The organism is Pseudogemmobacter blasticus (assembly GCF_003071405.1).
GTDB classification, from domain to species: domain Bacteria; phylum Pseudomonadota; class Alphaproteobacteria; order Rhodobacterales; family Rhodobacteraceae; genus Pseudogemmobacter; species Pseudogemmobacter blasticus.
On record NZ_CP020470.1, the window covers coordinates 3,367,969 to 3,393,038 of the forward strand.

24 protein-coding genes are annotated in these 25,070 nt (G+C 67.2%); 9 read left to right on the forward strand and 15 right to left on the reverse strand.

Annotated features, from left to right (window positions below; translation table 11 throughout):
- Positions 1-150 precede the first annotated feature (150 nt).
- Positions 151-1,794, reverse strand: a complete 1,644-nt coding sequence (locus B6K69_RS16395; RefSeq protein WP_108644558.1) for a CTP synthase — start codon at positions 1,792-1,794, stop codon at positions 151-153.
- 148 nt (positions 1,795-1,942) lie between these two features.
- Positions 1,943-2,341 (reverse strand): preprotein translocase subunit SecG, encoded by a 399-nt coding sequence (secG, locus tag B6K69_RS16400; RefSeq protein ID WP_108644559.1) that lies wholly within the window; start codon positions 2,339-2,341, stop codon positions 1,943-1,945.
- Between the two features lie 161 nt (positions 2,342-2,502).
- On the opposite strand from secG, the gene B6K69_RS16405 reads away from it, so the two are divergent.
- On the forward strand, positions 2,503-3,438 hold the full coding sequence (locus tag B6K69_RS16405) for a DMT family transporter (RefSeq protein WP_418260056.1): 936 nt from the start codon (positions 2,503-2,505) through the stop codon (positions 3,436-3,438).
- On the opposite strand, the gene B6K69_RS16410 is transcribed toward B6K69_RS16405, so the two are convergent.
- Positions 3,365-4,081, reverse strand: a complete 717-nt coding sequence (locus tag B6K69_RS16410; protein WP_108644561.1) for a thiamine diphosphokinase — start codon at positions 4,079-4,081, stop codon at positions 3,365-3,367. The two genes, B6K69_RS16405 and B6K69_RS16410, sit on opposite strands and share 74 nt — an antisense overlap.
- 135 nt (positions 4,082-4,216) lie before the next feature.
- On the opposite strand from B6K69_RS16410, the gene B6K69_RS16415 reads away from it, so the two are divergent.
- Positions 4,217-6,292, forward strand: coding sequence for a hypothetical protein (locus tag B6K69_RS16415; protein WP_108644562.1), 2,076 nt, complete (start codon positions 4,217-4,219; stop codon positions 6,290-6,292).
- Positions 6,293-6,318: 26 nt separating this feature from the next.
- Here the strand turns inward: B6K69_RS16415 and B6K69_RS16420 are convergent, their stop codons facing one another.
- The 4 genes from B6K69_RS16420 to B6K69_RS16435 form a co-directional block, all read right to left on the reverse strand.
- Positions 6,319-6,582, reverse strand: a complete 264-nt coding sequence (locus tag B6K69_RS16420; protein ID WP_108644563.1) for a DUF2842 domain-containing protein — start codon at positions 6,580-6,582, stop codon at positions 6,319-6,321.
- Positions 6,583-6,605: 23 nt separating this feature from the next.
- Positions 6,606-7,898 (reverse strand): adenylosuccinate synthase, encoded by a 1,293-nt coding sequence (locus tag B6K69_RS16425; protein ID WP_108644564.1) that lies wholly within the window; start codon positions 7,896-7,898, stop codon positions 6,606-6,608.
- Between the two features lie 106 nt (positions 7,899-8,004).
- On the reverse strand, positions 8,005-9,384 hold the full coding sequence (locus tag B6K69_RS16430) for an L-serine ammonia-lyase (RefSeq protein WP_108644979.1): 1,380 nt from the start codon (positions 9,382-9,384) through the stop codon (positions 8,005-8,007).
- Positions 9,385-9,487: 103 nt separating this feature from the next.
- Entirely contained in the window at positions 9,488-10,156 is a 669-nt protein-coding gene (locus tag B6K69_RS16435) for a glutathione S-transferase family protein (RefSeq protein ID WP_108644565.1), read from the reverse strand.
- Between the two features lie 255 nt (positions 10,157-10,411).
- Between B6K69_RS16435 and rpiA the strand changes: the two genes are divergently transcribed.
- From rpiA to B6K69_RS16465, 6 genes are all read left to right on the forward strand, one after another.
- Positions 10,412-11,197 carry a ribose-5-phosphate isomerase RpiA gene (gene rpiA, locus B6K69_RS16440; protein WP_108644566.1) on the forward strand — a complete coding sequence of 262 codons (786 nt, stop codon included), beginning with the start codon at positions 10,412-10,414 and terminating at the stop codon, positions 11,195-11,197.
- A 61-nt stretch (positions 11,198-11,258) separates the two neighbouring features.
- Positions 11,259-12,617 carry a glutathione-disulfide reductase gene (gene gor / locus B6K69_RS16445; RefSeq protein WP_108644567.1) on the forward strand — a complete coding sequence of 453 codons (1,359 nt, stop codon included), beginning with the start codon at positions 11,259-11,261 and terminating at the stop codon, positions 12,615-12,617.
- A 67-nt stretch (positions 12,618-12,684) separates the two neighbouring features.
- Positions 12,685-13,881 carry an FtsH protease activity modulator HflK gene (gene hflK, locus B6K69_RS16450; RefSeq protein ID WP_107672082.1) on the forward strand — a complete coding sequence of 399 codons (1,197 nt, stop codon included), beginning with the start codon at positions 12,685-12,687 and terminating at the stop codon, positions 13,879-13,881.
- A complete protein-coding gene (gene hflC, locus B6K69_RS16455; protein WP_107672081.1) occupies positions 13,878-14,795 on the forward strand; it encodes a protease modulator HflC in 918 nt (305 codons plus the stop codon). Before hflK ends, hflC begins: the two co-directional genes overlap by 4 nt.
- Positions 14,792-14,986 (forward strand): DUF2065 domain-containing protein, encoded by a 195-nt coding sequence (locus B6K69_RS16460; RefSeq protein ID WP_108644568.1) that lies wholly within the window; start codon positions 14,792-14,794, stop codon positions 14,984-14,986. The genes hflC and B6K69_RS16460 overlap by 4 nt, the downstream gene beginning before the upstream one ends.
- Positions 14,987-15,181: 195 nt before the next feature.
- Positions 15,182-16,612: a DegQ family serine endoprotease gene (locus B6K69_RS16465; RefSeq protein WP_418260565.1), complete on the forward strand. Its 1,431-nt coding sequence runs from the start codon at positions 15,182-15,184 to the stop codon at positions 16,610-16,612.
- A 62-nt stretch (positions 16,613-16,674) separates the two neighbouring features.
- Here the strand turns inward: B6K69_RS16465 and B6K69_RS16470 are convergent, their stop codons facing one another.
- Positions 16,675-17,328 carry an HD domain-containing protein gene (locus B6K69_RS16470; RefSeq protein ID WP_108644570.1) on the reverse strand — a complete coding sequence of 218 codons (654 nt, stop codon included), beginning with the start codon at positions 17,326-17,328 and terminating at the stop codon, positions 16,675-16,677.
- 126 nt (positions 17,329-17,454) lie between these two features.
- Between B6K69_RS16470 and B6K69_RS16475 the strand changes: the two genes are divergently transcribed.
- Positions 17,455-17,778, forward strand: a complete 324-nt coding sequence (locus tag B6K69_RS16475; protein ID WP_107672077.1) for a 2Fe-2S iron-sulfur cluster-binding protein — start codon at positions 17,455-17,457, stop codon at positions 17,776-17,778.
- A 51-nt stretch (positions 17,779-17,829) separates the two neighbouring features.
- On the opposite strand, the gene B6K69_RS16480 is transcribed toward B6K69_RS16475, so the two are convergent.
- The 7 genes from B6K69_RS16480 to B6K69_RS16510 all read right to left on the reverse strand — a co-directional run bounded on the left by B6K69_RS16480 (position 17,830) and on the right by B6K69_RS16510 (position 25,054).
- Positions 17,830-18,222: an AAA+ family ATPase gene (locus B6K69_RS16480; RefSeq protein WP_228156766.1), complete on the reverse strand. Its 393-nt coding sequence runs from the start codon at positions 18,220-18,222 to the stop codon at positions 17,830-17,832.
- A 45-nt stretch (positions 18,223-18,267) separates the two neighbouring features.
- Entirely contained in the window at positions 18,268-19,350 is a 1,083-nt protein-coding gene (locus B6K69_RS16485) for an endonuclease/exonuclease/phosphatase family protein (RefSeq protein WP_108644571.1), read from the reverse strand.
- The gene (locus B6K69_RS16490; RefSeq protein ID WP_108644572.1) at positions 19,350-20,063 is read right to left on the reverse strand and encodes a molecular chaperone DjiA; all 714 of its coding nucleotides are present in this window, start codon (positions 20,061-20,063) and stop codon (positions 19,350-19,352) included. The genes B6K69_RS16485 and B6K69_RS16490 overlap by 1 nt, the downstream gene beginning before the upstream one ends.
- 31 nt (positions 20,064-20,094) lie before the next feature.
- Positions 20,095-20,580 carry a GNAT family N-acetyltransferase gene (locus B6K69_RS16495; RefSeq protein ID WP_108644573.1) on the reverse strand — a complete coding sequence of 162 codons (486 nt, stop codon included), beginning with the start codon at positions 20,578-20,580 and terminating at the stop codon, positions 20,095-20,097.
- Complete coding sequence (locus B6K69_RS16500; RefSeq protein WP_108644574.1) at positions 20,577-21,194, reverse strand: VOC family protein; 618 nt, start codon at positions 21,192-21,194, stop codon at positions 20,577-20,579. The genes B6K69_RS16495 and B6K69_RS16500 overlap by 4 nt, the downstream gene beginning before the upstream one ends.
- Positions 21,191-22,747, reverse strand: coding sequence for a Ppx/GppA family phosphatase (locus B6K69_RS16505; RefSeq protein ID WP_108644575.1), 1,557 nt, complete (start codon positions 22,745-22,747; stop codon positions 21,191-21,193). Before B6K69_RS16505 ends, B6K69_RS16500 begins: the two co-directional genes overlap by 4 nt.
- Positions 22,748-22,852: 105 nt before the next feature.
- Positions 22,853-25,054 (reverse strand): RNA degradosome polyphosphate kinase, encoded by a 2,202-nt coding sequence (locus B6K69_RS16510; protein WP_108644576.1) that lies wholly within the window; start codon positions 25,052-25,054, stop codon positions 22,853-22,855.
- Between the last annotated feature and the right edge of the window lie 16 nt (positions 25,055-25,070).

Below are 25,070 nucleotides of genomic sequence, written 5' to 3' on the forward strand. Positions count from 1 at the left end.
AAAGTCATCGCAGGACTTCCAAACGCCCTGTCGCCACGGGGCCAAATGGCCGAGCCCGGCGCCAGATGAGCTTGGTCCAAGCCGCGCGGGCGTGATCCGCGCGATCCTCAGACACCCCGATGGGCCAGGGCAAACGGCGTGGAGGGCCGCCTAAACCAGCCGGCTGACCTCGACCGCGGCACGGACGAAATCCGCGAACAGCGGGTGGGGGGCGAAGGGTTTGGATTTCAGTTCGGGGTGGAACTGCACGCCGATGAACCAGGGGTGATCCTGCACCTCGACGATTTCGGGCAGGCGGCCGTCGGGGGACATGCCCGAGAAGCTGAGGCCGCATTTTTCAAGCTGGTCGCGGTAGCGGATGTCCACCTCGTAGCGGTGACGATGGCGTTCTTCGATCACGGTGGTGCCATAGACCTGCGCCACCTTCGACCCTTCTTTCAGGTTGGCGGTATAGGCGCCCAGCCGCATGGTGCCGCCCTTGGCGTCATCGGCCTTGCGCCGGACGGTGTGGTTGCCCTGCACCCATTCCTTGAGGTGGTAAACCACCGGGGTGAAGCGCTTTTCGCCTGCCTCGTGGTCGAATTCCTCGGACCCGGCGTTCTTGAGGCCCACCAGATTTCGGGCGGCCTCGATCACGGCCATCTGCATTCCAAGGCAGATGCCAAGGTAGGGGATCTTCTTTTCGCGCGCATAGCGGGCGGCCTTGATCTTGCCCTCGGTGCCGCGTTCGCCAAAGCCGCCGGGAACAAGGATGGCGTGGAAGTTTTCCAGGTAAGGAGCGGGGTCTTCGCGTTCGAAGATCTCGGCGTCGATCCATTCGGCCCGAACCTTGGTGCGGTTCGCCATGCCGCCATGGGTCAGCGCCTCGGCAATGGATTTGTAGGCATCTTCAAGCTGGGTGTATTTGCCGACAATGGCAATGCGCACCTCGCCCTCGGGGTGGCTGAGGCGGTCCATCACGTCTTCCCAGCGGGCAAGGTTGGGCTTCGGCGCGGGGGTAATGCCGAAGGCATCCAGCACCGCCTGGTCCAGCCCGGCCGCGTGATAGGCAAGGGGTGCCTGGTAGATGGTCTTCAGGTCATAGGCGGGAATGACGGCCTCTTTGCGGACGTTGCAGAAGAGGGCGATCTTTTCCCGCTCACGATCCGGGATCGGGTGTTCGCTGCGGCAGACCAGCACGTCGGGGGCAAGGCCGATGGATTGCAGTTCCTTGACGCTGTGCTGGGTGGGTTTGGTCTTCAGCTCTCCACTGGCCGCAAGGTAGGGCAGCAGCGTCAGGTGCATCAGGATCGACTGGCCGCGCGGGCGTTCGTGGATGAACTGGCGGATGGCTTCAAAGAACGGCAGCCCCTCGATGTCCCCGACGGTGCCGCCGATCTCGCACAGCATGAAATCGACCTCATCATCCCCGATATGGAGGAAGTCTTTGATTTCATTGGTAACGTGGGGGATGACCTGGATGGTCTTGCCAAGGTAGTCGCCGCGACGTTCCTTTTCCAGCACGTTGGAATAGATGCGGCCCGAGGAGATGGAGTCGGTCTGGCGGGCATGGACGCCGGTGAAGCGTTCGTAATGACCAAGGTCCAGGTCGGTCTCGGCGCCGTCATCGGTCACGAAGACCTCGCCATGCTCAAACGGCGACATCGTGCCCGGATCGACGTTCAGGTAGGGGTCCAGCTTGCGCAGGCGGACGGTATAGCCGCGGGCCTGCAACAGCGCGCCAAGGGCGGCGGAGGCAAGGCCCTTGCCCAGAGAGGAAACCACGCCGCCGGTAATGAAGATGTAACGCGCCAAGGCGGGACTCCCGTGTTGTCAAAAGCGCGATTCGGGGGGGTGGAATCGCGGCACCACGGGATTTGGGTTATAACGCTGCGCGCGGCTGCGCGCAACCGTTGCCGCAAGATCATGTCTGCGGCGGCCCGTTCCCGTCAAAGGATTGTGGTCAGGGGGTGGTCGGGGTGCTGTTCGCAGGCGCGGCCGGTGCTGCGGGTGCAGCCGGAACCGGCGGTGCGGCGGGCGCGTCGGCCGGGCCGGGTGGCAGCAGGTCGGCGCCGGGAACCGGCGCGGCGGGTGTGTCCTGCGCGGGTGCGGTCGGTGCGATGGTATCGACGACCGATCCGGTGCCGGTGCCGCGCGTGCCCAGAACGGTCAGCGTGATCGAGGTGGCGATGAAGGCCGCCGCAAAGACCCAGGTCAGCTTGGTCAGCGCGGTGGCCTGACCGCGGGCCTGCATGTTGCCCCCGCCCGACAGCAGCGCGCCGCCTTCGTTGCGCTGCAGCAGAACCACGCCGATCAGCAGAAGGGCAAGGATCAGGTGGACGGTGAGGATGACGGTTTCCATGGGGCTTGGTCCTTCGCGGCCGATGCGGCTATCTAGGCGGAAGCGACGGGTCGCGCAAGGGCGGCCGCGACATCGGGCGGCCGTCTGCCCCGAGGAACGAACTGCAGGCCGGTGTCGTTTTCGGGATGGCGGGGCGGCGGCGGGGCGGTTAGCGGTTGGGAATGAACAGTGACCGTATCCTTCCCGGCATCCTGCTGATGCTGGCCTTCTGCATGTTGGCCCCGCTTCTGGATGTGTCGTCCAAGCTGGCGGCCGAGGCCGGGGTGCCGGTCGGCCAGATCACCACCGCGCGCTTTCTGGTGCAGGGCGCGCTGATGCTGCCGGTTGTGTTGTTCATGGGCGTGCCGCTGCGGCTGGACCGGCGGGCGCTGGGATTTGTCACGCTGCGGGCGGCGTTCCTGATCCTGTCCACCTTTTCCTTCGTGTCGGGCATTGCGGTGATGCCGCTGGCCGATGCGCTGGCCATTGCCTTTGTCGAACCGTTCATCCTGCTCTTGCTGGGGCCGCTGATCTTTGGCGATGCGGTGGGGCCGCGGCGCATTGCGGCCTGCTTGGTGGGCTTCGGCGGGGCGCTGCTGGTGATCCAGCCGTCGCTGGCAGTGTTCGGGATGGTGGCGCTGTGGCCCCTGGGAACCGCGTTCTTCTTTGCCTTCTACATGCTGGTGACGCGGGCCATCTCGGCCTACATGCACCCGGTGGCCATGCAGTTCCACACAAGCTGGACCGGGCTTGTCCTGTGCCTGCCGGTGATGTGGGCCTTCCATGGCGGCAGCGTGCCCGAACTGGGCTCGATCTGGCCGCAGGGGGTGGTCTGGCTGTGGCTGTTCGGCGTGGGGTTCTGGGCGGCGGTCAGCCACATGTGCATGACCTATGCGCTGAAATTCGCGCCTTCCGCCACGCTGGCGCCGCTGCACTACTTCGAGATCGTGGTGGCGGTGCTGCTGGGCTATCTGATCTTCGATGACCTGCCGAACCTGATGACGGCTGCGGGCATCGCGGTGATCGTGGCCTCGGGCCTGTATATCATTTCGCGTGAGCGGGCGGCGCATCGTGACCGGGCGCCCTCGGCCGAGCCGGAAGTGCCCGCAGGGCCGTGACCGCCGCCTTCAGGCGCGCGCGCGGCAGGATCACGATCATGCCGGGGCTTTCGAAGGTCAGCCGAACATCCGGGGCGGAAACCCGGTTCGAGGTGCCGATGAATCCGTCGGGCGCGAAATGCAGCCCCGTGATCGGCCATTCCAGCCCGGTGCTGTGGCCGGTGACGGGGGCCATGGGGAACAGCGACAGCGGATCGCCGGGCCGCAGGCGCAGCGCCAGATCGGGCGGGGCCGCGAAGGCCACGTCCTGCGGCCCGACGACCAGACAGCGGCGGTCGGCATGGCGCACCAGCACGTTCATCACGGCCAGACCGTGGTCGATTCGCGCGCCGGCGAATCCCAGGGCCAGAACGAAGGGCGCCACAATCGAACGCAGCGCCTTGTCAAAATCTGTGGTGGCCTGATCGGTCAGGTGATGCAGCACGTCGGGCGGCAGGGCGGCGCGGGTCTGGCTGGAAATCGAATCCAGATCGCCGATCACCGCCTGCGGTGCGATGCCGGCCTGCATCAACCTGTTGGCCCCGCCATCGGCGCCAACCACAACAGGTGCCATTTTCAGGGCGGTCTTCAGGTCGCGCCCGGTGACGGGCCCACCCCCGACAAGCGTAACCCCATAAGAGGATTGGAGAATCGGCTGGTTCATGGCGATACTGACGAAATAAGGCAGGCTGGCTGTTTGCGGGTCACAATCAATCCTTCAAATTACCCATGTCTGTCCATCGAATTGATCAGCCGGCAAGGCAGGGTCTGACGACGTGGAAGTGAGAGGTCTGCATCCATGAATGGTGCGAGCAAGATACTTACGGTTTCGTATGGCACCTTCAGCTGCACGCTGGAAGGGTTCGACGATCCGTTCAACACGATGCGGTCCATTGCCGAGTATTTCCGCGATCTTGCGGCCGAGGATCGTTATTTCGGGGCCGAGCCGCCGCAGCCCGATGCCGCCATGCTGCACCGTATCGCCGAACGTGAGGTGCAGCGCCGGGTCGAGACGCGGGTTCAGGACAATGGTGTTCTGCTGCGCGCCGGAGAGGCGCTGACCGAGCCGGCGGCCGAGGCTGCCGTTGCCGAAGTCGCGCCCGCCGCGCCGCCGCCTGTTGCGGCCGAACCTGCGCCGATGCCGGTTGCGGCTGCTGCCCCTGTGGCTGCGGTGCCGGTGGCGGTGCAGGCTGTCCCGCCGACTCATGTTGCGAACCCTGTGGTGACGATGCCATCGGACGCGACGGCCGCACCGCAGCCCGCCGCCCCCACGCTGCGCCCGGCCATGCCCGAAGGGGTGGCGGCCAAGCTGGCCCGCTTGCGTCAGGCGGTTGCCGCGGCATCGGGCGGTGTGGTGGTGCCGATGGTGCCCCTGGCCCCGGCGGCTGCGGCCCCGGATGCGTTTGACGATGAGAATACCGAGACCATGGACGTGGCGCCGCTGCCGGCCGAGGCTTTTGCGCCCGTTCCGACCGGGGCCGCAGAGCCGCCGGTGCAGGCGGAAGCGGTGGCCGGCGATGCGACGGATGTGGTTCTGGAAAGCCTGATCGCCACGCTGGCCGGTGGCGAGGTAACGGCCTCGGCCGGTGTCGTGGCCGAGGAAGCCGGAGCCGCGCCCGTTCTGGCCGTGCCGGAGATGGCCGAGGATGCGGCGCAGACCGCGACAGATCCTTTTGCCGAAGAGACCGGCCTTGCACTGGACGAGTCGCTGTATGACCTGTCCGAACCGCCCGCGGTCGAGGCTTTGCCGCTGGTCTCGCCCGACGACCTGATCGACGCGCTACCCGAGGATCTTGCGGCAGAGCTTGAGGCCGAGACCGAAGGGGCCGATGACTTGCCGGCCTCCGCGGCGAAGCCCGAAGCGGCCACGGCGCCCGAGGAAGCCCCCGAGGATACGCTGGCGCTGGTCGCTGCGGCCCGCCATGCGGCCGAGGTGATGGAAAAGGCGCAGCGGGCGCGGGCGCGGGTGATCAAGATCCGCCGCGCCGATGCCGACCTGCCTGAGCTGCCCGCCGCCGGGGCCGTTGCGTCCGAACCGACTGAACCCCCGGCAGAGGCAGGGGCCGAACCGGATGTGGCGCGGCTGTTGCGCCAGGCCGATGACGAGATGGCGGTCGAGGAAAACCAGCGCCGGCTGTCGGCGATCCAGCATCTCAAGGCGGCGGTGGCGGCGACGGTTGCCGACCGGCTGGCCGGGGTGAAGAAGCCCTCGGAAACCCTGCGCGCCGATCCCTACCGCGCCGATCTGGCCCGCGTGGTGCGCCCGGCCCGCCCCGCCGCCGCGCGCCCCACCCCGGTGGCCGTGCCCGACCTGCCGCCGGAGGACCGCCCGGTTGCCGAGCGGCCCGCATCCGACCGCCCCGAAACCGACCGTCCGGCGCCGCTGGTGCTGGTGTCGGAGCTGCGGATCGACCGGCCCGCCACGCCCCTGCGTCCGCGCCGTATGGCCGGCAGCGCCGCCGTTGCCGCCGCGGCCTATGTCGAGGATGAGGAGGAGACGCCGCCGGTCCTGTCGCTGCGCGACCCTATCCTTGCGCCCGCCCCGGCGGAAGAGGCCGAGGATGAGGACGAGACCGCCTTCGCGCCACAGGATCGCGGGGCCTTCGAGACCTTTGCCAGCCGTCTGGAGGCCGGGGATCTGTCGCAGCGGCTGGAGGCTGCCGCGGCCTATGTGACCTGTGTCGAGCGGCAGGAGGATTTCACCCGGCCGCATCTGCTGCGCTATGTCGGTGCGGACGCTGGCAGCCGCGAGGATTGCCTGCGCGCCTTTGGCGGGCTGTTGCGGGACGGGCGGATCACCCGGGCGCGGCGCGGCCGCTTTGCGCTGCCCGAGGGATCAGCGGTTCTGGCAAGGGCGCGGGACATCTCCCCCTGATCCGGGGAGCCCGCGTGGAACCTTGATCAGGCGGAGGGGCCGGGCCCTTCCGCCTGATCCGTTTCTACATTCGGATCGGCCTGGCCCACGCCGCGGAACAGGCTGCGGAAGGGCAGGGCCCAAAGCAGCCCGAGCACGATATAGACCGCCATTTCCGCCAGAAACGGCAGGCGGCCCCAGCGGGCATCAGCCCAGTTCACCACGCTGACCGCCACCACCACATAAAGCGGCATCCCGATCACCAGGATCAGCAGCGACAGGCGTTTGCGGGCGGCGTGGCTGAGGGCCAAGGGGCGTGCTCCCGGAAGGATGGTCAGTCGGCGAAGGGATCGGTCACCAGAATGGTGTCGTCACGTTCGGGGCTGGTCGAGAGCAGCGCCACCGGGCACTGGATCAGTTCCTCGATGCGGCGGACGTATTTGATCGCGGCGCCCGGCAGGTCAGCCCAGCTTCGGGCGCCGGCGGTCGACTCGCTCCAGCCTTCCAGTTCCTCATAGACCGGGGTGACGCGGGCCTGAAGGTTGGCGGCGGTGGGCAGGTAGTCCAGCTTTTCGCCATCCAGCATGTAGCCGGTGCAGATCTTCAGCGTCTCGAACCCGTCCAGCACGTCCAGCTTGGTCAGGGCGATGCCCGACACGCCACTGGTGGCACAGGTCTGGCGCACCAGCACGGCATCGAACCAGCCGCAACGGCGCTTGCGCCCGGTGACGGTGCCGAATTCATGGCCACGGGTGCCAAGGCGGTCGCCATCGGCATCGAAAAGCTCGGTCGGGAAGGGGCCTTCGCCGACGCGGGTGGTATAGGCCTTGACGATGCCAAGCACGAAGTCGATCGAGGTCGGCCCAAGGCCGGTGCCGGTGGCGGCCATGCCGGCCAGCGTGTTCGACGAGGTGACATAGGGATAGGTGCCGAAATCCACGTCCAGCAGGCTGCCTTGCGCGCCTTCGAACAGGATGCGCTTGCCGGCGCGGCGGGCCTCGGTCAGCACCTTCCAGACGGGTTTGGCGAAGGGCAGGATCTTCGGCGCAACTTCCAGCAGTTGCGCCTTCAGCGCGGCGGCGTCGATCGGGGCAAGGCCCAGCCCGGCGCGCAGCGCGTTGTGGTGCGTCAGCAGCCGGCCGATGCGGGTGTCCAGCGTGGCCTCATCGGCCAGATCGGCGACGCGAATGGTACGGCGGCCAACCTTGTCTTCATAGGCCGGGCCGATGCCGCGGCCGGTGGTGCCGATCTTGGCCACCGAATTCTGCGATTCGCGCGCCCGGTCCAGTTCGCCATGCACCGGCAGGATCAGCGGGGTGTTCTCGGCGATCAGCAGGTTGTCGGGGGTGATGGTCACGCCTTGGCCGGCCAGCTTGTCGATTTCGGTCAGCAGCGCCCAAGGGTCAAGCACGACACCGTTGCCGATGACCGACAGCTTGCCGCCGCGCACGATGCCCGAGGGCAGCAGCGACAGCTTGTAGACCACGCCGTCGATCACCAGCGTATGGCCGGCATTGTGGCCACCCTGGAAGCGGGCGACGATGTCGGCGCGCTCGGAAAGCCAGTCGACGATCTTGCCCTTGCCTTCGTCGCCCCACTGGGCGCCCACGACAACCACGTTGGCCATTGGCAGCGGTCCTTCCCCTGATCGGAATTGCGCCGATCCCATAACGGATGCGGCGCGCCGGGGGAAGGGGCGGTTTCGAGGCGGAGCGACCAGACCTGACGGCCGGTCAGCAGTTGGGCACGTTCACCGCAAGGCCGCCCAGCGAGGTTTCCTTGTATTTCTCGTGCATGTCGTGGCCGGTCTGGCGCATCGTCTCGATGGCGGCGTCAAGGCTGACCAGATGGATGCCGTCGCCGCGCATCGACAGCGAGGCAGCCGAGACCGCCTTGATGGCGCCCAGCCCGTTGCGTTCGATGCAGGGCACCTGCACCAGCCCCTTCACCGGGTCGCAGGTCATGCCAAGGTGGTGTTCCAGCGCGATTTCGGCGGCGTTTTCCACCTGTTCCGGCGTGCCGCCCAGCACGGCGCAAAGCCCCGCCGCCGCCATGGCCGAGGCGCTGCCCACTTCGGCCTGACAGCCACATTCCGCCCCCGAGATCGAGGCGTTGTGCTTGCACAGCCCGCCGATGGCGGCGGCGGTCAGCAGGAATTCCCCGACCCGGCCGGGTGTGGCGCCGGGCACATGGTCCAGCCAGTAGCGGATTACGGCCGGCACCACGCCGGCCGCGCCATTGGTGGGCGCGGTGACGACCTGCCCGCCGGCGGCGTTTTCCTCGTTCACCGCCATGGCATACATGCTCATCCAGTCGTTGATCGTATGCGGGGCGACAAGGTTCAGACCGCGTTCGGCCATCAGCGCGTCATGGATGCCCTTGGCGCGGCGGCGGACCTTCAGCCCGCCGGGCAGGATGCCTTCGCCCTGCATCCCGCGCGAGATGCAGCCGTTCATCACCTCCCAGATCCGGGCAAGGCCACGGTCCAGATCGGCGGAGGAGCGGAACTTCAACTCGTTCTGGCGCTTCATCCCGGCGATGGAGAGGCCGGAGCGGCGGGCCATTTCCAGCATTTCGGCGCCGGTTTCAAAGGGCCAGGGCACATCGGCGCGGGCTTGCGAGCGGGTGCCGCCGGCTTCGGCCAGTTCGGTGGCGGTCAGCACGAAGCCACCGCCGATCGAGTAGAAGGTTTCCTGAAGGATCACGTCGCCTTCGGCATCGGTCGCCTTCAGGATCATGCCGTTGGCATGGCCGGGCAGGGCGGGGCCATAGTCGAAATGCAGGTCGGTGGCCGGGTCGAAGTGCATCGGCGGCAGGCCGGGCGGCGAGATGGTCTTTGTCGCGCGGATTTCGGCCATGGCGGCCTCGGCCCTGTCGGCGTCATAGGTTTCGGGGTGAAACCCGGCAAGGCCAAGGATGGTGGCGCGGTCGGTGGCGTGGCCGACCCCGGTGAAGGCAAGCGAGCCGTGCAGGCTGGCCTGCAGCCCGCGAAAGTGGAAGGGCGAGGCGCGCAGCATGTCAAGGAAACGGGCCGCCGCCACCATGGGGCCCATGGTGTGGCTGGACGAGGGGCCGATCCCCACCTTGAACATGTCGAAAACGGACAGAAACATGCGGTCCTCCGGGCTTTGGCGGAGGATGAAGGGCGCGGCGTAATCCGCAAGGGCGGAATCCGACATTCCGCGCGCGGTCCGCGTCAGGATGCCGCAGCTTTGTTCAGGACAGCGGCGGTGCGGGTGGCGGCGCGCTGAACGGGGTTTCGCCCAGCCCTTCCTCGGCGGCGATGGCCCGGGCCTCGGGCAGGGTCTCGGCGGCAAGGGCGTGGGCCAGAAGGTCGGGGAAGGCGGTCAGGTGGAACCAGCGCGGGTGATTCAGCGGATATTGCGCCGCCCAGCGGCCCAGCATCAGCACATAGGCCGACAGCGGCCCCAGCAGGGGAAACATCTCGGGCGTGGTGCGCAGAGCCTCATCCACATGGGCAAGCGCCGTCAGGAACCGCCCCGCGGTCAGCGTGACCTGCCCGGCGCCGGATTCCGCGGGGGCATAGTTCTGCGGCCAGACCAGCGGGCGCAGTTCGGCATTGGCCATGTTCGACAGGAAGAACAGCCATTTCAGAAAGGCGGGGCGCGCCGCATCGGCAGCACCGGGGCCAAGGCGGTGGAAATCGGACAGCCACAGCAGGATGGCGCCGGTTTCCGACACCGGGCCTTGCGGCGTTTGCAGCAGGGGAAAGCTGCCGGTCGGGTTCACCGCCCGCCAGTCATGGCCCTGCAAGGCCAGCGGCGAGCGCGGAACCGGGCGCAGCTCAAGCGGAATTCCGCGGCCGGCCAGGGCAAGCCGGATGATTGTCGAGGCCGTGTCCGGAGCGGTGTAAAGCGCAAGCATGGCCAGTTCTCATCGGGAGCGGGGGGATCTTGCATAGCATGACACAGATGCGCGGTTTGCGAGTCGGCAGACTGCGCCATGTATCTTCTATCCGCGACATTGGCGTGATTTTCCAGTACCAACCGCAAGCCAAAGCGGGGTGTCGCCAAGGGGCGGTGAAAGCGGGAAAAGCCTTTTGCCCTTGTGCCGGCTTTGCGTTAAGCCGCGCTGTATTCTTCGATCCGCCAGATGACCCGACCGCAGGGAGCGTGTGACATGCCCGCCGATCTGAATCCCATCGACAACGCCAAGTTCGTGGCGGCGCGGCGCGCGGTCGATTTTGTCGAGGATGGCATGAAGCTGGGCCTTGGCACCGGATCGACCGCCGCCTGGATGGTGCGCAGCCTGGCCGAGCGGGTTCGCGACGAGGGGTTGCGGGTCACCTGCGTGGCCACCAGCCGCCGCACGGCCGAGCTTGCCGTTGGCCTGGGGCTGGATGTGCGCACGCTGGATGAGGTGAAGTGGCTGGACCTGACCATCGACGGGGCAGACGAGTTCGACACGCATCTGAACCTGATCAAGGGCGGCGGGGCGGCGCTGCTGCAGGAAAAGATTGTCGCCACCGCCTCGGACCAGATGATCGTGATCGCGGACGCGGCCAAGGAAGTGGCCCAGCTTGGCGCCTTTCCGCTGCCGGTCGAGGTGATCCCCTTCGGCTGGCGCACCACGAAGGCGCTGGTCGAGGAGACGCTGGTCAGCATGGATGTGATCGGCCGCGAAGTCACCTTGCGGATGACAGGCGACCAGCCGCTGCGCACCGACGGGCAGAACCATATCCTTGACCTGCACCTGAACCGGATCGGCAATCCGCGGCAACTGTCGCTGGTGCTGAACCAGATTCCAGGTGTGGTGGAGAACGGGCTTTTCATCGACATCTGCGATACCGTTGTTGTGGGGCACCCCGATGGACGGGTGCAGGTGCGCGACATCAACTCGGGCCGGTTCGATGAGGACCGGGTGGCGCTGCCGCCGGTCGAAAACATCTTCGCCGGGCAGGACTAGACGCGTATCGTCGCCCATCGGGCGGCTTTGGTCTTGTGGCCGGGAACAGGAAGGGGGGCACATGGCCTTCGACGTTGATCTTTTTGTCATTGGCGGCGGTTCGGGCGGGGTGCGCGCCGCGCGGATCGCGGCGGCCGAGGGGGGCGCGCGCGTCGCGCTGGCCGAGGAAAGCCGCATGGGCGGCACCTGTGTGATCCGTGGCTGCGTGCCGAAGAAGCTGATGGTCTTTGCCAGCGACTTCCCCACCCAGATTGCCGATGCCCGCGCCTATGGCTGGGACGTGCAGCCGGGCGCCTTCGACTGGACCCGGTTCCGCACCGCGCTTGAGGCCGAGCTGTCCCGGCTTGAGACCGCCTATCGCGGCACGCTGGCCGGGGCGGGCGTGCAGGTGCACGACACCCGCGCCACGGTCGAGGATGCCCATTCCGTGCGGCTGGCCACCGGCGAACGGATCACGGCCAAGCACATCCTGATCGCCACCGGCGGGCGGCCCTTCGTCCCCGACATTCCGGGCGCCGACCTGGCCGTCACCTCGAACGAGATGTTCCATCTGCCGGCGCTTCCCCGGCGGGCGCTGGTGGTGGGCGGTGGCTATATCGCCAGCGAATTCGCCGGCATCCTGCACGGGCTGGGGGTACACACGACGCAATACTATCGCGGCGCCCAGATTCTGCGCGGCTTTGACGATGAGGCGCGCGGCCATGTGTCGAACGCGATGCAGGCGGCGGGCATTGCCATTCATTGCGGCACCGATGTGCTGCGGCTGGAACGCACGCCGGGCGGTATCCGCGCCGTGGCGACCGATGGCACCGAGCGCGAGTTCGATCTGGTGCTGTACGCCACCGGGCGGCGGCCCAATTCCGCGGGTCTTGGGCTGGAGGCGCTGGGTGTGGAACTTGGCCGCCATGGCGAGGTGGTGGTGGATGACTGGAGCCAGACCGCCGTGCCCTCGATCCATGCGGTGGGCGATGTGACCAACCGCGTGAACCTGACGCCGGTCGCCATCCGTGAAGGCCATGCCTTTGCCGATACGGTGTTTCGCGGGGTGCCGACGAAATTCGATCACGGCCTGATCGCCAGCGCGGTTTTCACCCGGCCGGAACTGGGCACGGTGGGCCTGAGCGAAGAGGCGGCCCGCGCACTGGGGCCGATCGAGGTTTATGCCGCGACCTTCCGCCCGATGCAGACGCTGTTTGCCGGGCGGCAGGACCGGGTGCTGATGAAGCTGGTCGTCGATGCGGCCAGCCGCAAGGTTCTGGGCTGCCATATCGTTGGCCCCGGCGCGGGCGAAATGATCCAGTTGGCGGCGATTCCCATCGGCATGGGCGCGACCAAGGAAGACTTCGACCGCACGGTGGCGGTGCACCCGACCATGGCCGAGGAATTGGTAACGATGCGGAAGCCTGTGCGAACGGGCTGACAAGGCTTGAAATTCCGTCGCGGATGCACAGGTTAGGCAGCGACACGAGCAAAAGGGAACAAGGTTCATGGCAGGAAGCGGCGGCCCCTGGGGCGGCGGAGGCGGCGATGACGAGGGTAACGGCAGCGGCAACCGCGGCGGCCGGAACGATGACGACAAGCGTGGCGGCCCCCGGCGGCCCGGCGAAGGCGGCCCGCAGATCCCCGAAATCGACGAAATCGTCCGCAAGGGACAAGAGCAGCTTCGCGTCCTGATGGGCGGCCGCAGCCGCGCCAACGGCGGGGGCGGCGGTCCGCGCGGACCGGGCCTTGGCGGCGGCTCGCCGTTGTTCACCCGGCAGGGGCTGGCGCTGGGCGCGCTGGCGCTGGTGGCGGGCTGGGCCTTCATGTCGTTCTACCAGGTCAATCAGGAAGAACGTGCGGTCGAACTGTTCCTGGGCGAAAGCTCGGGCATCGGCCAGCCGGGTCTGAATTTTGCCCCCTGGCCGGTTGTCACCTATGAAAAGGTGCAGGTCACCGGCGAACGCACCACCGAGATCGGCACCGGCCAGACCGCCGATGGCGGGCTGATGCTGACGCGCGACCAGAACATCGTGGACATCGGGTTCCAGGTGGTCTGGAACATCTCGGACCCCGAGAAATACCTGTTCAACCTGGCCGATCCCGAAGGCACCATCCGCGCCGTTTCGGAAAGCGCCATGCGCGACATCATCGCCCGCAGCGAACTGTCGCCCATTCTCAACCGTGACCGTGGCGTGATCGCGGCCGACCTGCGCACCGCGGTGCAGGCGACGCTGGACACCTACAATTCCGGCATCAGCGTGATCCGGGTCAACCTTCAGCGCGCCCAGCCCCCGGCAGACGTGATCGACGCCTTCCGCGAGGTGCAGGCGGCGCAACAGGAACGCGACCGGCTTGAGAAGGAGGCGGATGCCTATGCCAACAAGGTGACGGCAGGCGCCCGGGGTGAAGTGGCCTCGGTGCTGGAAAACGCTGAAGCCTACCGGGCGGCGGCCATCAACTCGGCCCAGGGTGAGGCGGCGCGCTTCCTGTCGGTCTATGCCGAATATGTGAAGGCGCCCGAAGTGACGCGCCAACGGCTGTATCTGGAGACCATGGAAAAGGTGTTCGGCGGCATCAACAAGGTGATCCTTGACGGTGTCGATGGCGCTGGCGGGACGGGCGGCGTGGTGCCCTACCTGCCCCTGAACGAACTGATGCGGTCGGGCGGCACGGCTGGCGCGACCACGGGAGGAACCAACTGATGCGGGCGATGTATATTGTTCCGGTGATCGTCGTGATCCTGGTGACCGCGCTGTCATCGGTCTTCATCGTGGATGAACGCAAGAAGGCGCTTGTTCTGCAATTCGGCGACGTGACCCAGGTCAAGGAAGACCCGGGTCTGGGCTTCAAGCTGCCGTTCATTCAGGACGTGGTCTATTACGAAGACCGTATCCTGGGGCTGCAGACCGCCCCGATCGAAGTGACGCTGCTGTCTGACCGCCGGCTGGTGGTCGATGCCTTCGCGCGCTGGCGCATCACCGATGTGGTGGCCTTCCGCCGCGCGGTGGGCAGTGCGGGCGAAGACCGGGCGCAGGCGCTGCTGAACAACATCCTGACGCAGGCCATTCCCGAAGTGCTGGGCAACACCACCCAGGACCGGGTGCTGAGCCTGGACCGGACGGCGCTGATGAACCAGATCCTTGCCATCGCCAAACGCGAGGGTGATGCGCTGGGCGTCGATGTGATCGACGTGCGGCTGACCCGCACCGACCTGCCCGAGCAGAACCTTGCCGCGACCTTTGCCCGGATGCGGGCCGAACGTCAGCGCGAGGCGGCGGACGAGATCGCCCGCGGCGGCGAAGCCGCGCAGCGGGTGCGGGCGGCGGCGGACCGCGAGGTGGTGGAGCTGACATCGGACGCGAAGCGGCAGGCGGATGTGATCCACGGTGAGGCCGATGCCGAACGCAACCGGCTGCTGGCCGAAGCCTATGGCCGCGACCCGGAGTTCTTTGCCTTCACCCGGTCGCTGCGGGCGTATGAAACCTCGCTCAAGGGCAGCAATTCCAGCATCGTGATGCGGCCCGACAGTGAATTCTTCCACTATCTGCGGGGGGATGACGGCGCCGGAGCGGTGCCTGCCGCCCCGGCACCCGCGGCTCCGGCGCCCACGCCATGAGTCTGGTGGTGCTGGCCATCGGGCTGGTGCTTGCGGTGGAGGGGCTGGCGCTTGCGCTGGCCCCTTCGCGCATGGAAGACGCGCTGCGGCTGTTTGCCGAAATGCCGCGCGACACCCGGCGGATGCTGGGGCTGGTCGCGCTGGCGGCAGGGGTGGCGCTGGTCTGGCTGGCCCGCAGTCTGGGCGCCTGACCCTGACGCGGCGGCCTTGCCGATCATGGCCCCTTTCGTGACAGTCCGTTCACATGGGGTTGAAACGGCGCGACGGGGTTTGCATTGCGCCTCGCCTTGCCTAACTGTTCTGTCAGGTTCGAAGCGGCCCCCGGGGACAGCCCCCGCCCGCTGCTTGACACGCAAGAGGAGACCACGCCCGTGTCCCGCGCAAAGATGTCCACTTTCCGCTCCCTGACCTCTGCTTCCGTTCTGGCCATGGCGCTGGGCGCCGGCCTTGCGGTTTCGCTGCCTGCCCCGGTGCTGGCCTTCGGCGCGCCCGAAAGTTTTGCCGAGCTGGCTGACAAGATCAGCCCTTCGGTGGTGAACATCACCACCCGCGCCACCGTCTCGGCCCCGATGGAAGGCGGCCCGATGGTACCCGAGGGCAGCCCGTTCCAGGATCTGTTCCCCGATCTTGGCCCGAAGGGGCCACAGCGGTCCGAGGCGCTGGGATCTGGCTTCGTGATCAGCGAGGACGGCTATATCGTCACCAACAACCACGTCATCGAAGGCGCGGACGAGATCGAGATCGAGTTCTTCGGCGGCGAGAAGCTGCCGGCCAAGCTGGTGGGCACCGACCCCAAGACCGACATTGCGGTTCTGAAGGTCGATGCCAAGAAACCCTTGCCCTATGTCAGCTTTGGCAATTCCGACCTGATGCGCGTGGGCGACTGGGTGGTCGCCATGGGCAACCCGCTGGGGCAGGGCTTCTCGGTCAGCGCGGGCATTGTCTCGGCCCGCAACCGCGAACTCTCGGGCACCTATGACGATTACCTTCAGACCGATGCCGCCATCAACCGGGGCAACTCGGGCGGCCCCTTGTTCAACATGGACGGGCAAGTGATCGGCGTGAACACCGCCATCCTGTCGCCCAACGGCGGCTCGATCGGGATCGGCTTCTCGATGGCGTCGAACGTGGTGTCGAAGGTTGTCGACCAGTTGAAGGAATTCGGCGAAACCCGCCGCGGCTGGCTGGGCGTGTCGATTCAGGACGTAACGCCCGACATCGCGGAATCGATGGGCCTTGCCGATGCCAAGGGTGCGCTGGTCACCACGGTGATGGACGGCCCGTCCAAGGAAGCCGGGCTTGAGGTGGGCGATGTCATCACCCAGTTCGCCGGCAAGCCCATCGGACATGCCGGAGACCTGACCCGCCAGGTGGCCGATGCCGCCGTGGGGGAAAAGGTGGCGCTGGTGGTGTTGCGCGAAGGCAAGACCATGACGCTTGAGGTGACGCTGGGCCGCCGCGAGGAAGCCGAGGCACAGGCGACCCCGGTCAAGGCCACCGGCCCCGGTGAGCCGCAGCAGCAAGAGATGCTGGGCCTGACGCTGGCGCCGCTGGGCGAGGACATGCGCAGCCAGATGGGCCTTGATGCCGATACCGCCGGTCTGGTGGTGCTGAAGGTCAACCCCGAATCCGAGGCCTATACCAAGGGCCTGCGCGACGGCGACCTGATCACCGAGGCCGGCCAGCAACGGCTGACGCGGCTGAAGGATATGGAAGACCGCGTGGCCGAGGCGCGCGAGGCGGGACGCAAGTCGCTGCTCTTGCTGGTGCGCCGCGATGGCAACCCGCGCTTCGTGGCGCTGAACATCGAAGACTGATCCGGCGCGGGCCAGCACCGCGCGGGGCAGGGGCGGCGGGGCAACCCGGCCGCCCCTTTTCGTTATTCTACCTCATGCAGCAGGCGGGTGCGGAAGCTGGCCATCCAGTCGGCCCGTTCGGCCGCCATGGTCCGCCCGGTGGCGGTGCGCATGGCTTCGGCCACCGGGAACAGCTTGGTTTCCAGATGGTCCAGCGCGAAGCGGCGGTCGTCGCGCGGGCGATGCAGCGCCATGGGATCATCGGGGTCGAAAAGACCGCCCCCCATCTGCCCCGCCACATGGAACATCCGCGCAATGCCGATGGCCCCCAGGGCCTCAAGCCGGTCTGCATCCTGCAGGATTTCCGCCTCGGGCGTTTCGGGGGCAATGCCGGCGGAAAAGCTGTGCGCGGCAATGGCATGGGCGACGGCGGGGATCTTTGCCGCCGGATACCCCGGCAGGCCGGCCAGAAACCGCGCCGCCGCTTCGGCCGACAGCGTTGAGGCGCGGGCGCGGTCCGGGTCGGATTTGGGCAGGTTCACCGCATCATGCAGAATCGCGGCCGGAACCAGCACCTCTTCATCCGCGCCGCCTTCGCCCAGGGCAATCCGGCGGGCATTGGCCAGCACCCGGCGGACATGGCCCAGATCATGCGCCCCGTCGTCTTGCCCGGCCCAAAGCCGGTTCAGTTCGGCCTCGCAGGCAGATTGCAGGGCGGCAAGGGGCAGGGCGTTCATGGTAGGCTCCTGTTGGCGGGTGGCCAGCCTAACCGCCCGCGCGGCCGGGGGAAAGCGTCCTGCCCCTCTGGCAAAGGCGGCGGAATCGTCCTATGTCCGCGAGGACAGCAAGATCCGGGGACGGCGATGGCGAAGATCACCTATGTGGAATACGGCGGCAAGGCGCATGAGATCGAGGTCCGCGACGGGCTGACCGTGATGGAAGGCGCGCGCGACAACGGGATTCCGGGCATCGAGGCCGATTGCGGCGGCGCCTGCGCCTGTTCGACCTGCCATGTCTATGTTGATCCGGCCTGGGTGGACAAGCTGCCGAAGAAGGACGCGATGGAGCAGGACATGCTCGACTTCGCCTATGAGCCCGATCCGGTGCGGTCGCGCCTGACCTGCCAGCTCAAGGTGACGCCGGCCCTGAACGGGCTGATCGTCCACATGCCCGAAAAGCAGATCTGATCCTGTCCGCCGCCCCCGCCGTTTGGTGGCGGGCGGCATCATGGGATGGTCTTAAAGCTCGGTCTCGCCATTCGGGCCGGGCAGCCGGGGGCCGATCTTCGGCACAAGCGGAACCTTGCGGCGGATCAGGATGTCGCCGTTCGGCAGCACTTCGGGCGCCTGATAGTTATGCACGTCGCCCATCAGGGCGATCAGTTCCTGAAACCGCGGTCCGATCTCTTCGACCATCGGTTTCATGTCGGACAGCGCCTTGTCCATTTCCTTGAACGTCGGTTCCATTTCCGACATCAGCCCGCGCAGCACCAGCTTCGCGCCTTCCTCCATCAGCGAGAACCCCTCGCTTTCGCCCTTGGGGGCCGGGTCTTCGGCGGCAAGTGGCAGCGGGGCCAGCGCAAGGCAGATCATCATGCAGGCAGCGGTGCGGCGCATGGACAGCACTCCCATCAGTAACTCTGGCTTAATATGGGAAGACCCCCGCGCCCGCGCAAATCACGTTTGGCGACGGCGGGGCGCCTTGGCGGAAAGCGGCAGGTCCAGCGTGACGGGGAAATGATCCGACGCCTGCAACAACGCCTCGCGCAACTCGGGCACGGCGGCGATGGCCGGATCATTGAACGGGTGCCAGATCCGCCAGTCCGGGCTGCGCAGCGCCAGATCGGGTGAGACCATGATGAAATCCAGCAGCGCCTCGAAGTAATGCTGCTTTGGCCCGTGCCAGAACCGGGCCGAGGTGGGCGCCATGGCGACGCGGCTTTGCAGCGCCATGGCGGCATGGGGATCTGTCAGCCGCAACGCCGGATCGCCGTCCGAACCAAGGACGATCTCGATCCCCGATTTGCCGAACAGGCGCTCGAACTCGTCCAGTCCGGGACCATCGTTGAAATCGCCCATGACGACCAGGCTTTCCTTGCGGGCCAGATGTTCCTCGACCCGGGCGCGCAGCCAGATACATTGCGCCAGTTGCTTGCGACGGTTCTCGATCGACAGGCGCAGCAGTTGCACCGGGTCGGTCGCGCCATGCGGGGCTTTCGACTTGGCATGAACCCCGATCAGCCGCAGCGGTTGCCCGTCGGGGCCGGTCAGCGCCACTTCCAGCGGTGGCTTGGAAAAGGCGATGGTCTCTGGCGCGGTGTCGGTGTCCAGATCATAGCGGAAGCTGCCGTCGAAACGCGGGCTGTCGGGGCTGGGTGGGCCGCCCGGCCCTTGATGGTTGCCGCGCGGGTCATGCGTTGACCTGATCCGGTCGGGATCGTACAGGAAGGCGATCTCCTGCTCGGTCTCCGAATTGAAGCCGTGCAGGCAGCGCCGCGCCCGCAGGCCGAAATGGCGGGCAAAGGTTTCCAGCGCCTGCACGGTCGAGCGTTTCGAACTGGTATCGGGCGCCTCGATTACCATGACGCCATCGGCGTCCAGCGCGGTAAAGACGATGCCAAGCGCCCCCAGTTGCGTGGCGCGGCTGATCTTGTGGCGGGCCGAGGGGGCGCTGTCTTCCAGCATCCGGCCCCGGTCGTTGAACAGCGCGTTGAACCATTCGACGTTATAGGTCGCCAGACGCAGGAAGTCGCGGGCCATCAGGCAGCGACCTTGCCCGAAATCTCGGCCCAGGCGGCGTTGATGGCGATCAGGCGGCGCTCGGCCAGACGCACCGCTTCGGGCGGCAGGCCACGGGCCTGCATCACATCGGGGTGGCAATCGCGCACCAGCGCCTTCCAGGCGGCGCGGGCCTCGGCCAGCGTGGCGTCGCGCGGCAGGCCAAGCACATCATAGGGGTCGCGCGGGGCGCCCTCCACCAGCCGGGCGCGGACAGCGCGGAAACAGCCTTCGTCCAGACCGAACACCTCGGCCACATGGGCCAGGAAGGCATCTTCGCCGGGGTGATAGCTGCCGTCGGCCAGCGCGATGTTGAACAGCGCCTCCAGCAGGTCGATCAGGATGTGATGGTCGTCGGCGCAAAGGCGGGCGCCAGTCGGGTTGAACAGCCGGGCAATCTTGGCGGCATAGGCGTCAAAGCCGGCCACATCCTGACGGGCAAGGTCGAACACGCGGGCGGCGTGCTTTTCCTCGGTCCGGGGCAGGGTGAAGATGCGGCGGAACGCGGTCACCTCGGCGCGGGACACCTCGCCGTCGGCCTTGGCCATCTTGGCGCCAAGGGCCAGAACCGCGATGGTGAAGCCGACGCTTTTTTCGGGGTCGGGGGCCCCGCGCAGCCGGTCGAACACCACCGACAGCGGTTCACCCGCCGCAAGGGCGGAAAGGGCATCGGCGATACGGGTCCAGATCGACATGCGGGCAGATTAGCGCCGCGCCGCGGCGTTGTCAGAGGAATTTCTGCATCAGCCACAGATCCATGTAGCGGCCGAACTTGTGGCCGACCTGCGGCAGGGTCGCGATCAGCCGGTACCCGATCTTTTCGTGAAAGGCGCGGCCTGCGGGGTTTTCCGCGGAAACACCGGCCATCATCTGATGCACGCCGGCGGCACGGGCGTGCGATTCCAGTGCCGCCATCAGCGCCCGGCCGGTGCCATGCCCACGCGCCGCGGGCGACAGTATGACGCTGTGTTCCATGGTGCGGGCATAGCCCGCGCCGCCGCGAAACTGCGCGTAGGTGGCGAATCCAAGCAAGGTTTCGCCGTCCTCGGCCAGCAGGAATTCCTGCCCGGCGGCGCGGCGGGTGGCGATCATCGCCGCAACCTCGTCCGGTGTCTTGGCGGTGGGGTTGAAGGTCACGGCGGTGCCGGTGATCCACGGGTTCCACAGCGCGGCAATGGCGCCGGCGTCATCGGCCGTGGCGGGGCGGATCATTCCAGCACACGCCCCCCGTGCGGGGTGGAGAAGCTGGCGCGCATCGCCGGGGACGGGCCGGCCAGCACGACAAGGCGCGGATCGGCCAGCCGCCCGGCCAGCGCCGCACGCAGGGCTTCGGCCTGCGGATGGGCAATCTCAAGCCGGGTCAGCCGGGCGCCGGTGTCCGGCAGGCGGGGGGCCGGGTGCAGGTTGCCCTGCCAGTGGATCAGCGCGGGAAAGGCGTTGTCGAAGGGCAGGCGGCCATCGTCCGGCACCGCCATCTGCCAGCGGAAATCGCCACGCTGCAAATCCAGCACGCGGCCGGTGCCGGGGGGCGACAGCGCCAGTTCGGCGGCAATGTCATCACAGCGGCAGATCCAGTTCGTCAGCCGGGGCCGGCCCGTGAAACGGTCAAGGTCGAACCAGCGCGGGCGGCCGGGTGGCGGTGCCGCGGGGTTGATCGCGATCACCTCGAAATAAAGGTCGCCCAGACCCATCAGCCGGTTGTGGGTGCCCATCAGCGGATGTTCACCCCCGCCGGCCATCGGCAGGCCAAGCGCCGCCTCGACATGGGCGACGCCGGCCTCAAGCGTTTCGGCCGCAAGGGCCAGGTGATCGAAGGTCAGCGTCATGCGGCGCGGCCGATCTTTGCCTGGGCCTTCAGCGCCAGCGCCAGCGCCGCGAAGCGGGCCTGCGACACCTCGCCGAACAGGCCCTGGCCTTCTTCGGTCAGCTCCAGCCCCAGCGTGCGCTTCTTGCCTGCCGCCCAGGTCAGCCGCCCCGCCCGCGCCGGATCGCCAACCGAGAACATCGCGCCGAAGCGCATCGCCTTGCCCAGAACCTCGGCCTGGGCGATTTCTTCTTCTGTCAGCAGCCGGAACAGCGGTTCCAGCCGGCTTCCGGCGCGGCTGTTCTTGTAGCGGTGCAGCAGGGCAAGGCCCAGGAACACCCGGCCGGGATGGTCCAGCCCGCCCAGGTTGGCGCGGGTGGCGTTGTCGAAACAGGCCTCGGCGCGATAGTCGGGATGGGCGCGCCAGGTGGTGTCATGCAGAAGGCAGGCCGCCTTGGCCAGCCGCAGCCGTTCCTTCGGCCAGTCCTTGAACAGCGGTTCCAGGAACCCATACAGCTTCTTGCCGAAGCCGGGCATCCGGGCCTGGATGATTTCGGCCATCCGCGCCGCCTCGATCAGCGGGTCGCGGGCGCGCAGGCGTTCGGGCATCTGTTCGTACAGCAGCCCCTCGCGGATGCCATAGGCCGACACGTCGATTTCTGAAGGTTTCAGCACCTTGATCAGTTCGCGCAGCACTTCGCAGGCGATGGGGACCAGCTCCATCCGTTCGGCCGAGGTGCCTGTGCGGGCGCGCAGCATGGCCAGATCCGAGGCCGCGATCCAGTCGATCGTGTCCAGCAGGCCCTGCGGTGTCATGCGGTATTCGTGCAGCACGGTCAGCGGATAGTTCCGCCGCTCCATGTCCAGCCGGGCGATGACGCGCCAGCTTCCGCCCACCAGATAGATGCGTTCGCCGCTGGATTTCACCTCGGCCTGCGCCTCCTTCAGCACGCGGTCGATATGGGCCAGCCGCTTTTTCGGCCCGCCATCAAGCTGCTGCAACCGGAACGGCCCCAGCGGGGTGGACACCCGCTTGCCCACCTTGCCGCCGCCTATCCGCGCCAGTTCCATCGAGTTGCCGCCCATGTCGCAGGCGATCCCCTTGGCGTCGGGCCAGCCCAGCAGCACCCCCTGCGCCGACAGCCGCGCCTCTTCGTCACCGTCGATCACATGCAGCCGCAGGCCGGTTTCGCGGAACACCTCTTCCTGAAACTCGGGTCCGTCCTTCGCCTCGCGCGTGGCGGCGGTGGCGACCACGGTCAGCGGGCCGATCCCCATGCCGCGCGCCAGCAGCGCAAAACGTTTCAGCGCAACCAGCGCGCGCTTGCGGCCTTCGGGGTTCAGCAGGCCGGTTTCGGCCAGCCCCTTGCCCAGCCCGCACATGACCTTTTCGTTGTAGAAATAGGCCGGGCTGCGCGCCGCACCGTCAAACACCACCATCCGCACCGAGTTTGACCCGACATCCACCACGCCCACGCGCGACAGGGCCCGCACCGAGGCATCCTCGAACAGCGGGCGCCCGAACGGTTCCCAGTCCTCTTCTTCGGGCGTGGGTTGCGGTCCTTCGGCGTTCATGGTCGATTCCCCGGTCTTGCGGACAAACCTTGGCGCTGTGGCGGGGCAGGGTCAACCCGCAGCCGCCGCAAAGCGGCCATCCGGCAGGGCGCCGGATCGGCCAGTCTATTGCGCGGCCGTGGCGGTGGTGTCCTCGTCGCGGACAGGCACCAGTTTGGGGGCGTCCTTGGCCCCGGCGGTGCCGCGCCCCGAAAGCGACGGGTTTTCCATGAAGAACTGGTGGCAGGAAAACAGCTTGCCATCCCCCGGCGCCAGTTCGCGGGCATAGGCGCCATCGGGCGACAGCACCCAGCTTTGCGCCTCGTCCGCCAGGTTCGCCGCCATGATCTGGCTGAGGATCTGGCTTTTCACCGTGGGGTTCAGCGCCTCGACCAGGGTTTCCACCCGGCGGGTCAGGTTGCGACCCATCCAGTCGGCCGAAGACAGGAAGACCCGCGCCTTCTTGGCCGGCAGGCCAAAGCCGTTGCCGAAACAGACGATGCGGCTGTGTTCCAGAAACCGCCCGACGATGGACTTGACCCGGATGTTTTCCGACAGCCCCTTGATGCCGGGCCGCACGCCGCAGATGCCGCGCACGATCAGGCTGATCTTCACACCGGCCTGACTGGCGGCGTAAAGCGCGTCAATCACCTCGGGGTCGATCAGGCTGTTCATCTTGGCCCAGATTTCCGCCGGCCGCCCGGCGCGGGCATGGTCGGCTTCGGCCGCGATCAGCTCCAGCAGGCGCGGCTTCAGCGTGATCGGCGAAATCGCCAGGTTTTCCAGTCCCTGCGGCTGCACATAGCCCGACAGATAGTTGAACACCTTGGTCGCATCGCGCCCCAGCGCCGGATCGCAGGTAAAGAACGACAGGTCGGTGTAGATGCGCGCGGTGATCGGGTGATAGTTGCCGGTGCCGTAATGGGTATAGGTCACCAACTGGTCGCCCTCGCGGCGAACCACGGTGGAAATCTTGGCATGGGTCTTGAGGTGCATGAAGCCATAGACCACATGCGCGCCCGCGCGTTCCAGCCGGCGTGACTGCCGGATGTTCGCCGCCTCGTCGAAACGCGCCTTCAGTTCCACCAGCGCGGTGATCGACTTGCCGCTTTCGGCCGCCTCGCACAGCGCGCTGACGATCGGGCTGTCCCAGCTTGTGCGATACAGCGTCTGCTTGATCGCCAGCACGTTCGGATCGCGCGCCGCCTGTTCCAGAAAGCGGATCACCAGATCGAAGGTTTCATAGGGGTGATGCAGCAGAATGTCCTTCTGCCGGATCGCGGCGAACAGGTCGCCGTCATGATCCTGCACCCGTTCCGGCACGCGGGGAATGAACGTCGGCCACAGCAGATCCGGGCGCGAGGACAGCACCAGCTCCTTCAGATCGGCGATGCCCAGCAGGCCCTTGACCTCGACCACCTCGTCATGGGCGGCGTTCAACTCGTCCATGATCAGGGCGCGCAGCGATTCCGGCGCCCCGGCCGACATCTTCAGCCGGATCACCTCGCCCCGGCGGCGGCGCTTCAGGGCGGTTTCAAACTCGCGGACCAGATCCTCGGCCTCGTCCTCGACTTCCAGATCGCTGTCGCGCAACACGCGGAACAGGCAATGGCCCCGGTCGGTGTAGCCGGGGAACAGCATGTCCAGATGCAGCAGCAGCAGTTCTTCCAGCGGCAGGAAGCGGATTTCGCCGTCGCGGTCGGGCAGGCGGACGAAGCGGGCAATCTGTTGCGGAATCGGCAGCAGCGCCTTCAGCGGGCGGCGGTCGCTTTCCCGTTCCAGTTCCAGCGCCAGTGAAAAGCCGGTGTTGGGGATGAAGGGGAAGGGGTGCGCCGGGTCGATGGCCAGCGGAGACAGCACCGGAAAGACATTGGTCAGGAAGTGCTGTTCCAGGAATTTCAGGTCGCGCGCGGTCAGCTTCGACCGCGACAGGATGGCAATGCCGGCGGCATCCATTTCCTTCTTCAGCGCGTTGTAGGTGGTCTGCTGCGTCTGCATCAGGCCGCGCGCATCGGCATTGATCAGGGCCAACTGCTCGGCCGGGCTGCGGCCATCTTCCGAATGCATGACGTTGCCGTTGCGCACCAGCGCACGCAGGCCGGCCACCCGGACGGTGTAGAATTCATCCAGGTTGGTGGCACTGATCGACAGGAAGCGCAGCCGTTCCAGAAGCGGCACCGCGGGATTCGCCGCCTCTTCCAGAACGCGCCAGTTGAAGGCCAGCCACGAAAGCTCGCGGTTGAAGAAACGGCGCGGGCCGGCAATCTCATCGGCAGAGATTTCGACGGGGGCGGGGAACGGGGCTTTGAGGAAATCGGCGTTTGTCATGATCTTCTTCTGAAAG

Bases quoted from the DNA above. Each gene is read 5' to 3' on its own strand.
- B6K69_RS16475 (WP_107672077.1), top strand. From the start codon at position 17,455: ATGGCGAAGATCACCTATGTGGAATACGGCGGCAAGGCGCATGAGATC.
- B6K69_RS16500 (WP_108644574.1), bottom strand. From the start codon at position 21,194: ATGACGCTGACCTTCGATCACCTGGCCCTTGCGGCCGAAACGCTTGAG.
- B6K69_RS16505 (WP_108644575.1), bottom strand. From the start codon at position 22,747: ATGAACGCCGAAGGACCGCAACCCACGCCCGAAGAAGAGGACTGGGAA.
- hflK (WP_107672082.1), top strand. From the start codon at position 12,685: ATGGCAGGAAGCGGCGGCCCCTGGGGCGGCGGAGGCGGCGATGACGAG.
- gor (WP_108644567.1), top strand. From the start codon at position 11,259: ATGGCCTTCGACGTTGATCTTTTTGTCATTGGCGGCGGTTCGGGCGGG.
- B6K69_RS16470 (WP_108644570.1), bottom strand. From the start codon at position 17,328: ATGAACGCCCTGCCCCTTGCCGCCCTGCAATCTGCCTGCGAGGCCGAA.
- B6K69_RS16410 (WP_108644561.1), bottom strand. From the start codon at position 4,081: ATGAACCAGCCGATTCTCCAATCCTCTTATGGGGTTACGCTTGTCGGG.
- B6K69_RS16465 (WP_418260565.1), top strand. From the start codon at position 15,182: ATGTCCACTTTCCGCTCCCTGACCTCTGCTTCCGTTCTGGCCATGGCG.
- B6K69_RS16415 (WP_108644562.1), top strand. From the start codon at position 4,217: ATGAATGGTGCGAGCAAGATACTTACGGTTTCGTATGGCACCTTCAGC.
- secG (WP_108644559.1), bottom strand. From the start codon at position 2,341: ATGGAAACCGTCATCCTCACCGTCCACCTGATCCTTGCCCTTCTGCTG.
- B6K69_RS16435 (WP_108644565.1), bottom strand. From the start codon at position 10,156: ATGCTTGCGCTTTACACCGCTCCGGACACGGCCTCGACAATCATCCGG.
- B6K69_RS16510 (WP_108644576.1), bottom strand. From the start codon at position 25,054: ATGACAAACGCCGATTTCCTCAAAGCCCCGTTCCCCGCCCCCGTCGAA.
- B6K69_RS16490 (WP_108644572.1), bottom strand. From the start codon at position 20,063: ATGTCGATCTGGACCCGTATCGCCGATGCCCTTTCCGCCCTTGCGGCG.
- B6K69_RS16485 (WP_108644571.1), bottom strand. From the start codon at position 19,350: ATGGCCCGCGACTTCCTGCGTCTGGCGACCTATAACGTCGAATGGTTC.
- B6K69_RS16480 (WP_228156766.1), bottom strand. From the start codon at position 18,222: ATGGGAGTGCTGTCCATGCGCCGCACCGCTGCCTGCATGATGATCTGC.
- B6K69_RS16430 (WP_108644979.1), bottom strand. From the start codon at position 9,384: ATGTTTCTGTCCGTTTTCGACATGTTCAAGGTGGGGATCGGCCCCTCG.
- rpiA (WP_108644566.1), top strand. From the start codon at position 10,412: ATGCCCGCCGATCTGAATCCCATCGACAACGCCAAGTTCGTGGCGGCG.
- B6K69_RS16495 (WP_108644573.1), bottom strand. From the start codon at position 20,580: ATGATCCGCCCCGCCACGGCCGATGACGCCGGCGCCATTGCCGCGCTG.
- B6K69_RS16405 (WP_418260056.1), top strand. From the start codon at position 2,503: ATGAACAGTGACCGTATCCTTCCCGGCATCCTGCTGATGCTGGCCTTC.
- B6K69_RS16460 (WP_108644568.1), top strand. From the start codon at position 14,792: ATGAGTCTGGTGGTGCTGGCCATCGGGCTGGTGCTTGCGGTGGAGGGG.
- B6K69_RS16425 (WP_108644564.1), bottom strand. From the start codon at position 7,898: ATGGCCAACGTGGTTGTCGTGGGCGCCCAGTGGGGCGACGAAGGCAAG.